The organism is Microbacterium sp. Root280D1, assembly GCF_001428975.1.
Taxonomy (GTDB): domain Bacteria; phylum Actinomycetota; class Actinomycetes; order Actinomycetales; family Microbacteriaceae; genus Microbacterium.
Window position 1 is genome coordinate 508,964 of the sequence record NZ_LMJK01000003.1, and the last position, 12,337, is coordinate 521,300.

Annotated in this window: 8 protein-coding genes and 1 other RNA gene; 7 read left to right on the forward strand and 2 right to left on the reverse strand. The window is 69.9% G+C overall.

The genetic code is table 11. The features are described 5' to 3' along the window. Positions 1-6: 6 nt before the first annotated feature. Positions 7-996 carry an AAA family ATPase gene (locus tag ASE34_RS14925; RefSeq protein ID WP_056279820.1) on the reverse strand — a complete coding sequence of 330 codons (990 nt, stop codon included), beginning with the start codon at positions 994-996 and terminating at the stop codon, positions 7-9. Between the two features lie 87 nt (positions 997-1,083). Then, positions 1,084-3,993: a DEAD/DEAH box helicase family protein gene (locus ASE34_RS14930; protein WP_056279822.1), complete on the reverse strand. Its 2,910-nt coding sequence runs from the start codon at positions 3,991-3,993 to the stop codon at positions 1,084-1,086. A 50-nt stretch (positions 3,994-4,043) separates the two neighbouring features. On the opposite strand from ASE34_RS14930, the gene ffs reads away from it, so the two are divergent. The 7 genes from ffs (at position 4,044) to ASE34_RS14960 (ending at position 12,337) form a co-directional block, all read left to right on the forward strand. Then, positions 4,044-4,140: signal recognition particle sRNA small type (gene ffs / locus ASE34_RS17670), an RNA gene on the forward strand. 43 nt (positions 4,141-4,183) lie between these two features. Continuing rightward, entirely contained in the window at positions 4,184-4,801 is a 618-nt protein-coding gene (locus ASE34_RS14935) for a rhomboid family intramembrane serine protease (protein ID WP_230100382.1), read from the forward strand. Then, positions 4,798-5,532, forward strand: coding sequence for a hypothetical protein (locus ASE34_RS14940; RefSeq protein ID WP_056279826.1), 735 nt, complete (start codon positions 4,798-4,800; stop codon positions 5,530-5,532). The genes ASE34_RS14935 and ASE34_RS14940 overlap by 4 nt, the downstream gene beginning before the upstream one ends. Positions 5,533-5,592: 60 nt before the next feature. Further along, positions 5,593-7,716 carry a phosphate acetyltransferase gene (pta, locus tag ASE34_RS14945; protein WP_056279828.1) on the forward strand — a complete coding sequence of 708 codons (2,124 nt, stop codon included), beginning with the start codon at positions 5,593-5,595 and terminating at the stop codon, positions 7,714-7,716. Beyond that, positions 7,713-8,933: an acetate/propionate family kinase gene (locus tag ASE34_RS14950; RefSeq protein WP_056279831.1), complete on the forward strand. Its 1,221-nt coding sequence runs from the start codon at positions 7,713-7,715 to the stop codon at positions 8,931-8,933. The genes pta and ASE34_RS14950 overlap by 4 nt, the downstream gene beginning before the upstream one ends. A 54-nt stretch (positions 8,934-8,987) precedes the next feature. Further along, on the forward strand, positions 8,988-9,836 hold the full coding sequence (locus tag ASE34_RS14955; RefSeq protein ID WP_400341846.1) for an HAD-IA family hydrolase: 849 nt from the start codon (positions 8,988-8,990) through the stop codon (positions 9,834-9,836). Next, positions 9,833-12,337 carry a glycoside hydrolase family 65 protein gene (locus ASE34_RS14960; RefSeq protein ID WP_056279834.1) on the forward strand — a complete coding sequence of 835 codons (2,505 nt, stop codon included), beginning with the start codon at positions 9,833-9,835 and terminating at the stop codon, positions 12,335-12,337. The genes ASE34_RS14955 and ASE34_RS14960 overlap by 4 nt, the downstream gene beginning before the upstream one ends.

The window sequence follows — 12,337 nt, forward strand, 5'->3', positions numbered from 1 at the left end:
GGCGGGTCAGGAGCGCGCGGTCACGGGCACCCGCACGCGCTCGACGATCTGCCGCAGGGCCGCCTCGACCGGCTGGGCTCCGGCGCGGTGCGCGCCGCGGGCGGGAAGGAGTCGGTGGGCGAAGACCGGGACGATCAGCGCGGTCACGTCGTCCGGGATCACGAAGTCGCGTCCGTCGAGTGCCGCCCACACCTTCGCGGCGCGGATCAGCTGAAGAGTCGCCCTCGGGCTCGCACCCAGGTGCAGATTGGGGTCGGCTCGGGTGGCCTGCGCCAGAGCGACCGTGTACTCCTCGAGCGCCGGCGCGACATGCACGGAGCGCGCCCAGGCGATCAGTCCCGAGATCGACGCCGCGTCGGCGACCGCTCGCACCGCGGCGAGCGGGTTCACGGTGTCTCGCTGTCGCAGCATGAGCGCCTCGGCCGCCGCATCCGGGTAGCCCATCGAGATGCGCATCATGAAGCGGTCGCGCTGTGCTTCGGGCAGCGCATAGGTCCCCTCCATCTCGAGCGGATTCTGGGTCGCGACGACCAGGAACGGATCGGGCAGCATGTGGGTCGACCCGTCGACCGTCACCTGCCCCTCCTCCATGGCCTCGAGCAGCGCCGACTGCGTCTTGGGCGACGAGCGGTTGATCTCGTCGGCGATCACGATGTGCGCGAACACGGCGCCGCGTTTGAACTCGAACTCGCGATCGACGGGGTTGTAGACGCTCACGCCCGTCACATCGCCGGGGAGGAGGTCGGGAGTGAACTGGATGCGGCGGACGGTCGCATCCACGCTCGCGGCCAGCGCGCGTGCCAGCATCGTCTTGCCGACGCCTGGCACGTCCTCGATCAGCAGGTGTCCCTCGGCGAGCAGGCACACGAGCGCGCTCCGCACGGCATCCGGCTTGCCGTCGATCACCCGTCCGACGGACTCGACGATGGCAGACGTCTGCGCGGCGAACTGCTCGGCGTCGACGACGGCCGGGATCAGGGGCGGGTTCTCTGGCATGCGTTCCCTCTCGCGTGGGCGCTGCGGTGCGCGTGAACCGATCGTAACCCGGCTGCCTACGGTTGGGGTGAGAACCGGCGTCGGGCATCAGCCCCAGACACGAGCCCGGGGTTCTGCGGGGTCCACCCGGCTGTCGGCGCTGCGCGCGACACGCAGCAGAGCGAGTCCCTGCACCCCGCTCAGCTCGTGCAGTGAGCACGTGCCGATCAGGGCCCGCCAATGGTCGCAGAAGCGCTCGGCGTCTCCGCGCCGCCGGGCGATCAGGCGAGGCACTGCGAGAAGCGTGCGTCCGGGGGAGAGGCGGTCGGCGAGGCGTTCGAGCACCCGGACCCGCGGCAGCCCGGCCGCGTCGATGCGCAGCAGGAACCGGGGTGTGCGCACCGGTGCGAAGAGCTCCTCGACGGCATCGGCGATCACGCGTGCGTCCGAGACGGAGCCGCCGAGCTCGATGCGGATGCAGGTGGGGTCGGCGTCGTCCGGCCGCGCAGTGATCGCTGACTCGTCGATCCGCCCGACGCGTCCTGCCTCCTCCAGCGTGCGGGCGACGGCGACCGCCGCGGCTCGGTAGATCTCGGCCGGCCTCGAGCGATCGCGCAGAGAGCGGACGAGCATGCGCACAGCGGATGCGGTCGCAGCGACAGCGCCCCCGATCAGCGCGAGCGCGACCCCGAAGGCAGGGGCGAAGGAGACCCCGAAGAGCGCGAGCAGGGTGACGAGCACGCCTGTCGTCGCGGCGCCGGCGAGGAAGCCGCCGACCGCTCCCGCCCTCGCCGTCTGCGCGGCGCGAAGCAGTGGGGCGCGGGTCGTCCGACGGATCGACACCGTCTCCCGTTCGTGGGCACGGTACGGCTCGCCGATCCGCCACTCCTCCCTCGTCCGACTCCGAGAGGGCCACTGCGCGCGCGCGAGGGCGCCGAGATCCGCGATCGTCGTCGACGGGTCCTTGTCGAGCACACGAGTCCACGCCTCGACGGCGGGTGGGGTGAGTGCATGACCCAGTCCGCTGACGATGCGGCCGTCGCCCTCGGCGCTCAGCCCCCACAGATGCGAATGCCGACGACGGAGTCGCAGGGACTCGGACGCATCGTCGAGGTCGACGTGCGACGGGATCAGGCAGACGACCGACCAGTTGTGCGCGACCTTCTCGGGCCATGCCGGATCGAGCCTCAGGGTGCGCCCCCGCAGCTGCTGGGTGCCGGATGAGGTGGCCACGGTCGTGAGATCGACGAGGGTGTTCACCGACGGGCAGTCCCAGCCTTCGCCGAGCAGCCCCCGGGTGCCGACGAGCAGGCGCACATCGCCTCGGCGGATCAGCTCGGACACGGCCGCGACGACTCGTCCGCTTCCGGCGGCGCGCACCTGCAGGTCGCGCACGGGACCGGTGCCCTCCGCGATGCCGACCGGCTCGCCGAGCAGTTCTTCGAGCGCGACCGCGATGTCGGCGGCGTCGTCGGCGCGGACACGCAGGTGCTGCGAGGTCAGCAGCACGGGGCGCAGTCGGGAGGTGACAGCGTCGACGGCGAGGAGGCCGAACGTGCGGAGCGCCCCGGCGGGTGCGTCACCGGCCAGACCGCGGCTGTTGCCGTGCTCGACGAAATCGGTCACGACGACCGCGCGGATCCGATGGCCGTCGGCGCCGGCGAGTTCTCGCTGGAGGATCTCGACGGCCGCGTGGTCCTTCGCGGCGGAGAACGCCAGAGTGGTCTCGATCGGGTTCCGGCCGCGTCGGATACCCCGGTCGGTCAGCGCGTACCCGAAGTCCGCGAGCGAGCGCCGCACGTACTCCCACTGGCGCACGGCAGAGGGATCCGAGAGCAGCCGTGCCTGGGCGAACCGTGCCAGGACCGTCAGCAGGTCGTCGGTCGTGCATCGGTCGAGCAGGGCCGGCGGGATGGAGGCGATGAGCGGATGCTGCGGAGAGACCTCGCGCAGCACGAGAGCGCATGACCGGGTGAGGGCGAAGTCCGTCGCGAAGGCCCGGTCGAGGCGGGCGAGCGGGGTCTCGGCGAGAGAGGCGTCCTGCGGCTCTGCGGGTTGGAGGTGATGCTCGAGGTACGACAGCGCGTCGGGGGTCGACAGCACCTGCGTGATCAGGTCGTGCAGCAGCGATTCGTGCCGTCGGATGAACGCGGCCTCTGCGGGCAGGGGCTCGGTGAACATCACGTGATCGCGATACGGAGCCAGGTGGCCCTCCTTGACCACCGCCGGTGTCGGCACCTCGTAGTCGACCTCGCCGAGCAGGTGGCTGTAGTTCTCGTACTCGGTCTCGTCGTCGGGCGACGGCAGGGTCGCGGTGAGGCCGATCAGCGTCGGCTCCGCGCCGCTCTCTCGGATGCGGGCGACCAGATAGGCCACCACGATCGCCCAGTGGTCGAGCAGATGATGGCACTCGTCGAGCACGACCGTGCGCACCCCCGCCTCGACGAGTCGGTCGATGAGCGCGACGGCGTTCGGGTGCAGCACGCGAGCGAGCTCCGAAGGGCGCTGGCGGGTGAAACGCGAACGCAGTCGGCGCGCACGACTGCGGATGCCGGAGCGGTGGCGGGCGGGGTTGTCGACCGCCAGCTCGGCGAGCCACGTCGCGGCATCCGCCTCGGTGCGGCCGCTCGCGACGAGTTCCTCCGTCCAGATCGCCCTGGCGAGGTCGTCGAAGGGTGAGCCGTCTCCCGTCACGCTGAGCAGCTGATACGTGAGCACCGTCAGATCGCCGAGACGCTCGGGATCATCCGAGACGGCCGCCGCGTCCGGCGCCAGCTCCGACGCGGTGCGCACCCACTGATGGCGGATGGTCACCGTCGGCGACAGCACGAGAGTGCGGTGGCCTTCGCGTGCGGCGAGCAGCAGGCCCAGCAGCGTCTTCCCGGAGCCTGGCGGGGCGACGATGTGCAGCGGGGCTGCGCCTCCCGGAGGGATCCGGTCGAGGACCTCGGCCTGGTAGGTGCGCAGCGTGCCCGGAAAATGCCACGTCGAGAGGGGAGGGGCGGCGACGGGATCCATGACCTGCCCAGTCTGTCAAAGAGCAGGGGCAGACATCGGCTAGACTTGTCGACGGCTCTCCGCGTGGCGGCATCCAGGCCAATTCCCCCAGGGCGGAAACGCAGCAAGGGTAACCGGGCTCTGCTGGGTGCGCGGAGGGTCACTTTCTTTTTGTCAGGGTCCTCCGGGGCAGTCCTGACAGGATCGTGACGTGACAAGGCCCGACGTGACCCGCACCGCCGACTCCCCGCGCTCCAGCGCTCTCGGCCGTTTCGCGGCGCCTCTGCTGCTCGTCGCCCTGATGTGGCTCGTGCAGCTCGTCGACGCGATCCTCCCCGGGTCCTTCACGGGCTTCGGTCTTCGGTCCTGGGACCTCTCGGGGCTCGGGGGCATCGTGGTCGGGCCTCTCCTGCACGCGGATTGGGCGCACCTGATCGGCAACACCGTGCCGCTTCTCGTGCTCGGCAGCCTCGTCGCTGTCGAGGGCACCCGCAGGTTCTGGACCGTCACCGCATTCGCCGCCGTGGTCGGCGGCCTCGGCACCTGGCTCGTGAACGCGCCAGGAGCATTGACCGTCGGGGCATCAGGACTCGTCTTCGGATACTTCGGATACACCGTGATGCGGGTCTTCGCGCCGGGACGAGTCGCTCATCGCGTGCTCTATGCGATCGTCGCGCTCATCGTGATCGGACTCTACGGCGGCTCGATGCTCGCCGGCGTCGTCGGCGTTCGCGAGGGCATCTCGTGGCAGGCGCATCTGTTCGGTGCGATCGGGGGCGGCCTCGCCGCGTTCGTCGGCAGAGGCGGACGCGAGACCCGCAGCGTATGAGCTCTCGGGGCGCGACCACGAGGAAGACGCCGTCGACGAGGAAGACGGCGGCTCGCAGGAAGGCAGGCGCCCGCAAGGCGACTGACGGCAAGACGGCGAGTCGGCAGCGCGCACGCACGCACCGCGCGTCGCCGCGACGTCGAGCGCAGCGGCGGATGCGGCGGGCGAAGGTGCTGCGACGCGTCGCACTCTCTGCGGCGGCGGTGATCGTGGTCGCGCTCGCCGCGGTGCTGATCCCGCTGGGACTCGCCCACGAGAAGCCGCTGGCGATCTGCATCTCCGATCCGACCACGTTCCCGGAGGCGGGTGTCGCGGGCTGGCAGGGGGAGCAGCTCGAGAACGCCGCGACCATCATGCAGACGGCGACCGCGCTCGGCTTCGGTCGAGACGGGCAGATCCTGGGCGTCATGACGGCGATGGGCGAGAGCAGCCTGAACAACATCGACTACGGCGACTGGGAGACGAGCGGGTTCACGAACCCCGACGGCAGCCGGACGACGAGCATCGGACTCTTCCAACAGCAGCACTGGTGGGGTTCGGCCGAGCAGCGCATGGACCCGGCGACCGCCGCGACGCTGTTCTACGAGCGCCTCGCGAGGGTCCCCGACTGGCAGTCGATGGATCCGTCGCTCGCGATCCACCGGGTGCAGATCAACCTCGACCCCACCTATTACACGCGCTACGCCTCGGACGCCGCAGCCGTGGTCGATGCGCTCTCGACGCCCTGCTGAGCTGTTTCGCACGGCTGTCAACCCAGCGAGATCATGAGGTCGTGCACCTAGGGTGGGACTGTGGCGCAGAGCATCTACATCACCTCGGCCGAAGGCCATACCGGTAAGTCGACCATCGCCCTCGGCGTGCTCGACGCGCTCATGCGCGTCACCCCGCGGGTCGGCGTCTTCCGCCCGATCGCCCGGTCGGTGACCGAGCGCGACGACGTGCTCGAGCTGCTGCTCGCACACGACGGGGTGCACCTCGACTACGAGGACTGCATCGGCGTGACCTACGACGATGTGCGAGACGACCCCGACCGGGCGCTGTCGACCATCGTCGCCCGGTTCAAGGCGGTCGAAGCCCAGTGCGACGCGGTCGTCATCATCGGCAGCGACTACACCGATGTCGCCAGCCCCGCAGAGCTGGGGTACAACGCCCGGATCGCCGCGAACCTGGCGGCGCCCGTGCTGCTCGTGCTCAGCGGTCGCGATCAGCAGCGGCAGGCCGAGCAGCTGGGCACGACCACCGCCCGCACTCCCGCCGCGGTCGGACAGATCGGGGCGCTCGCGCTCGCCGAACTCGAGGTCGAGCGTGCGGAGCTGTTCGCGATCATCGTGAACCGGGCCGACCCCGATCGGCTCGACGACATCGAACAGGCCGTCGCGGCGGTGCGCCCGCAGAAGACCACGCCGGTGTGGGCGATCCCCGAGGACCGCACCCTGGTGGCACCGTCGATCGACGGCATCCTCGCCGCGGTCGACGGCCGGCTCATCAAGGGTGACCGCGACCGTCTCGCACGCGAGGCGCTGACGATCGTCGTCGCGGGCATGTCGATGGTGAACGTGCTTCCCCGGCTCACGGAGGAGTCGGTCGTGGTGATCCCCGCCGACCGCACCGAGGTGCTGCTCGCGACGCTGCTCGCGGATGCGTCCGGCACGTTCCCCCGAGTCGCCGGCATCATCCTGAACGGCCCCTTCCCGCTTCCCGAGCCGATCGTCCAGCTGCTCGACGGCTTCACCTCGACCGTGCCGATCATCGCGACCGACCTCGGCACCTACGACACCGCGGTGCGCGTGATGGGGGCCCGTGGCCGCATCTCGCCCGAGTCGCGGGGCCGCTACGACCGGGCGCTGGGGCTCTTCCAGACCCACGTCGACATCGCCGAGCTCACCACTCAGCTCGGTCTCGCGGAGTCGCGCGTCGTCACTCCGCTGATGTTCGAGTACGGCCTCATCGAGAGAGCACGCTCCGACCGTCGACGCATCGTGCTGCCGGAGGGCGATGACGACCGCATCCTCCGAGCGGCGGCGACCCTGTTGGCCCGGGAGGTCGCGGATCTCACGATCCTCGGCGACGAGTCGGCGGTCAGGGCTCGGGCGGTCGAGCTGGGCGTCGACATCTCGGCGGCCCAGGTGATCAGCCCGAACGATCCCGAGATGGTCGAGCGCTTCGCGGCCGAGTACGCGCGGCTGCGGGCGCACAAGGGCATCACGCTGGCCCAGGCCGCCGACACGGTCACCGACGTGTCGTACTTCGGCACGATGATGGTCCACCTGGGCCTCGCGGACGGCATGGTCTCGGGTGCCGCGCACACGACGGCGCACACGATCCGCCCGTCGTTCGAGATCATCAAGACCAAGCCGGGCGTCACCGTCGTGTCGAGCGTCTTCCTCATGGCGCTCGCCGACCGGGTGCTCGTCTACGGCGACTGCGCGGTGATCCCGGATCCGACGAGCGAGCAGCTGGCCGACATCGCGATCTCGTCGGCAGCGACCGCACAGCAGTTCGGCATCGAGCCGCGCATCGCGATGCTGTCGTACTCGACGGGGGAGTCCGGCTCGGGTGCCGACGTCGACAAGGTCAGAGCCGCGACCGCACTCGTGCACGAGCGTGCACCCGAGCTGCTCGTCGAAGGCCCGATCCAGTACGACGCCGCGGCCGACGCAGCGGTGGCGAAGGCGAAGCTCCCCGACTCGGCGGTGGCAGGGCGGGCGACCGTCTTCGTCTTCCCCGACCTGAACACCGGCAACAACACGTACAAGGCGGTGCAGCGATCGGCGGGTGCCGTCGCGATCGGCCCCGTGCTGCAGGGTCTCAACAAGCCGATCAACGACCTCTCGCGCGGTGCGCTGGTCGACGACATCGTCAACACCGTCGCGATCACGGCGATCCAGGCGCAGTCCGAAGGAGCGACCGCATGAGCGCGATCCTCGTCATCAACAGCGGTTCCTCGTCGCTCAAGTACAGCCTGATCGACATCGAGAACGAGAACGAGCTCGCGACGGGACTCATCGACCGGATCGGACAGGACCTCAGTGCCGTCCGCCACACGGTGCGTCCGGAGGCCGGAGGGGATGCCGTCGTCACGATGCTCGATGCCTCGTACGACTCCGAGCAGCCCGTAGCCGATCACGATGCCGCGTTCACGGTGATGCTCGACCAGTTCGCCGAGCACGGTCCGCTGCTCGACGAGCATCCGCCCGTCGCCGTCGGACACCGGGTGGTGCACGGCGGGGCACGGTTCTACGCACCCACCCTCGTCACACCGAACGTCGAGGAGCAGATCGAGGAGCTCTCGGTGCTCGCCCCCCTGCACAACCCCGCGAACCTCGCCGGGATCGTCGCGGCGAGGGCGGTGTTCTCCGGCGTCCCGCACGTCGCCGTGTTCGACACGGCGTTCCATCAGACACTGCCTCCGGCCGCCTACACCTATGCGATCGACGCAGAGCTCGCCGCGGAGCACCGGGTGCGCCGATACGGATTCCACGGCACCAGCCACCAGTTCGTGAGCGAGTCGGCCGCCGCGTTCCTCGGGCGCGACCTCGGCACACTCCGCCAGCTCGTCTTCCATCTCGGCAACGGCGCCTCGGTGACCGCGATCGAGGGCGGCCGATCGGTGGAGACCTCGATGGGGCTCACTCCGCTCGAGGGGCTCGTCATGGGGACCCGGTCCGGGGATCTCGATCCTGCGGCGCTCGTGCACCTCTCGCGTCGAGCCGGGTACTCGATCGACGATCTCGACGCGCTCCTCAACACGCGCAGTGGGCTCAAAGGCCTCGCAGGGCGCAGCGACATGCGCGACATCCTCGCGGGCAGGGAAGCGGGAGATGCGGCGGCGACGCTCGCGTTCGACGTCTACATCCACCGGCTCAGGGCGTATGCGGGGTCGTACATCGCGCAGCTCGGCGGAGTCGACGTGATCTCCTTCACCGCGGGGGTCGGCGAGAACGCAGCGGCCGTGCGCGCGGAAGCGATGGCGACGCTCGGATTCGCCGGCGTGGAGATCGATCACGGGCGCAATGCCGCCCGCCAGCGCGGAGTCCGGCGGATCTCGACGGACGCGTCCAGAGTCGCTGTGCTCGTGGTGCCCACGAACGAAGAGCTCGAGATCGCCCGGCAGACGTTCCGTCTGCTCTGACCGATACGCCCTCGGGGGTTACCGCTCGGTGCCGAGCCGCACTACGCTTGCACAGTGGCACGGAGAGGTGCCGGAACCCTCGTCCTTCTCCTGGAGGCTGCTGTGCCCGAAGCCCTGCCCGATCCGCTCCGCGCCGAAGGCGTCCTGTTCGATCTCGACGGCGTGCTGACGCCGACCGCCGAAGTGCACATGCGCGCGTGGAAGGTCGTCTTCGACGACGTGTTCGAGCGCTGGGGCATCACTCCTCCGTATTCGGATGCCGACTACTTCGACTACGTCGACGGCAAGAAGCGCTATGACGGCGTGGCCAGTCTGCTGCGCAGCCGCAACGTCGAGATCCCCTGGGGTGCGGTCGACGACCCGCCCGAGGCCGAGACGATCTGCGGCATCGGCAACCGCAAGAACGCCGCGTTCGCCGAGTCCCTGCGTGGCGAGGGCATCGCCCCGTTCCCCGGATCGCTCGCACTCGTCGAGAAGCTCTCCGCCGCCGGCATCCCGCTCGGTGTCGTCTCGAGCTCCAAGAACGCCGAAGAGGTGCTGGCTGCCGCCGGCATCCGCTCGTTCTTCCGCATCGTGGTCGACGGTGTCGTCGCAGAGCGCGAGAACCTCGCCTCCAAGCCCGCCGCCGACATGTTCAGCGCCGGCGCGGTGGCGCTGGGCGTCGACCCGGCCCGCAGCATCGCCGTCGAGGACGCGACCTCGGGCGCGGCCTCTGCCGCCGCAGCCGGATTCGCCACCGTCGTCGGCGTCGACCGCGGCACCGGGGCCGACGCGCTGCGCGCCGCCGGCGCGACGGTCGTCGTCGACGATCTCGACGTGTTCCTCGACCCCGCGGCCGACGAGTCCGCGCCGTCCGACTCCGCCGCTCAGGCACCCCGCTCCGACAACGAGGAGACCGCATGATCGACCGCGACCGCTTCCCCGTAGACCCCTGGCGCCTCATCGAGACGCGTTATTCCGAAGACGGCGTCGCCGAGACCCTGTTCGCCGTCGGCAACGGCTACCTCGGACTCCGGGGCAACCACATCGAGGGGCGCGGCGCCCACGAGCACGGCACCTTCATCAACGGACTGCACGAGACGTGGCCGATCCGGCACGCCGAGCAGGCCTACGGCTTCGCCGAGGTGGGGCAGACGATCGTCAACGCCCCCGACGCCAAGGTCATGCGCGTCTATGTCGATGACGAGCCGATCTCGTTCGACGAGGCGGACGTGCGCGAGTACCGCCGCACGCTCGACATGCGCACCGGCGTGCTCGAGCGCACCGTGGTGTGGGAGACCCCGTCGGGCAAGCGCGTGCGGATGCGCGATGAGCGCATCGTCAGCTTCGAGGAGCGCCACCTCGCCGTGCTGCGACTCGAGGTCGTCGTCGAGAACGCCGACGCCCCGGTCACCGTCAGCTGCCAGATGATCAACCGCCAGGACGGTGCCGGCGTGTACGCGGGCACCCCGAACCAGGCCAAGGGCGGATTCGATCCGCGCAAGGCCGAGAAGATCGCCGAGCGCGTGCTCGAGCCCGGCGAGTACTGGCAGGACGGACTGCGCTCCGCGCTGTCCTACAGCGTCGCGGCATCAGGCATGACGGTCGCAGTGGTCGCCGACCACATCATCGAGACCGAGAACGACTACACCTCGCGCACTCTCATCGAGGCGGACATCTCGAAGAACGTGTTCCGGGTGCAGGCGAAGGCCGGGGTGCCCATCACGGTCACCAAACTCGTCAGCTACCACACCTCCCGCGGTGTGCCGGCCCGTGAGCTCGTCGACCGCTGCCGTCGATCCCTCGACCGCGTCGCGGTCGAGGGCGTCCAGGCGCAGTTCGATCGACAGGCCGAGTGGCTCGCTGCCTTCTGGGCTCGCAGCGACGTGCAGATCGGCGGACAGGACGACATCCAGCAGGCGACCCGCTGGTGCCTCCTGCAGCTCGCACAGGCCTCGGCCCGCGCCGACGGAACCGGCGTGCCCGCGAAGGGCGTCTCGGGGTCGGGATACAGCGGACACTACTTCTGGGACACCGAGATCTACGTTCTCCCGTTCCTCACCTACACGTCGCCGCAGTGGGCGCGCAACGCGCTCCGGGCGCGAGTGCTCATGCTTCCGGCGGCTCGCCGACGGGCCGCGCAGCTCAACGAGGCGGGCGCGCTGTTCCCGTGGCGCACGATCAACGGCGAAGAGGCCTCCGCCTATTACGCGGCCGGCACGGCGCAGTACCACATCAACGCCGACGTCAGCTTCGCGCTCGGCAAGTACGTGCGCGCGACGGGCGACGACGACTTCCTGCGGCGTGAGGGCATCGACATCGCGATCGAGACGGCGCGACTGTGGGCGACACTCGGGTTCTGGCGCACCTCGCGCCTCGTCGCCGACACGAAGGACGACGACGGCATCGAGACCTTCCACATCCACGGTGTGACAGGTCCTGACGAGTACACCACCGTCGTCAACGACAACCTCTACACGAACGTCATGGCGCGCTACAACCTGCGCTACGCGGCGAAGGTCGTTCGTGAGGCGCAGGAGGCCAACGGCGAGGAGTTCGCCAGGGTCGTCGAGCGCACCGGACTCGCCGAGGGCGAGGCGGAAGGCTGGGAGCGCGCCGCCGACGCGATGTTCATCCCGTTCAGCGAACGGCTCGGCATCCACCCGCAGGACTCGCTGTTCCTCGAGCGCGAGGTCTGGGATCTGGCGCACACGCCGAAGGAGCAGCGACCGCTGCTGCTGCACTTCCACCCGCTCGTCATCTACCGGTTCCAGGTGCTCAAGCAGGCGGATGTCGTGCTCGCGCTGTTCCTGCAGGGCAACCACTTCACGCCCGAGGAGAAGAAGGCCGACTTCGACTACTACGACCCGCTGACCACGGGCGATTCGACGCTGTCGGCCGTCGTGCAGTCGATCCTCGCCGCCGAGGTGGGCTACCAGGATCTCGCTCTGCAGTACTTCCGGCAGTCACTGTTCGTCGACCTGCACGACCTGCACCACAACGCGGCGGACGGTGTGCACGTCGCGTCGGCCGGAGGCGTGTGGACCGCTCTCGTCTGCGGTTTCGGCGGTATGCGCGACTATGCCGGCGAGCTCAGCTTCGACCCGCGGCTGCCCGCCGACTGGCCGTCGCTGTCGTACCCGCTGCAGTGGCAGGGGGCCTCTCTGCAGGTCACGCTCACGACGGGTGAGCTGCGCGTGCGAGTGCTCTCCGGAGACCCGGTGCCGTTCACGGTGCGCGATGTGGCATACATCGCCACGACCGAGCAGGAGGTCGTCGTCCCACTCGCGGATCAGGGACCGCTCATCCCCGGTCGCCCGTCGCTGCGGCAGTTCGCCGACGCGCTGCGCGAGGACGGCACGCGGCTGTCCGCATCCGTCCCGGTGATCACGACCGCCATCCCCATCATCGAGCCGATCGACTGA

Coding starts and splice junctions, on each gene's coding strand:
- ASE34_RS14925 (WP_056279820.1), bottom strand. CDS start 996: ATGCCAGAGAACCCGCCCCTGATCCCGGCCGTCGTCGACGCCGAGCAG.
- ASE34_RS14960 (WP_056279834.1), top strand. CDS start 9,833: ATGATCGACCGCGACCGCTTCCCCGTAGACCCCTGGCGCCTCATCGAG.
- ASE34_RS14940 (WP_056279826.1), top strand. CDS start 4,798: ATGAGCTCTCGGGGCGCGACCACGAGGAAGACGCCGTCGACGAGGAAG.
- ASE34_RS14950 (WP_056279831.1), top strand. CDS start 7,713: ATGAGCGCGATCCTCGTCATCAACAGCGGTTCCTCGTCGCTCAAGTAC.
- ASE34_RS14930 (WP_056279822.1), bottom strand. CDS start 3,993: ATGGATCCCGTCGCCGCCCCTCCCCTCTCGACGTGGCATTTTCCGGGC.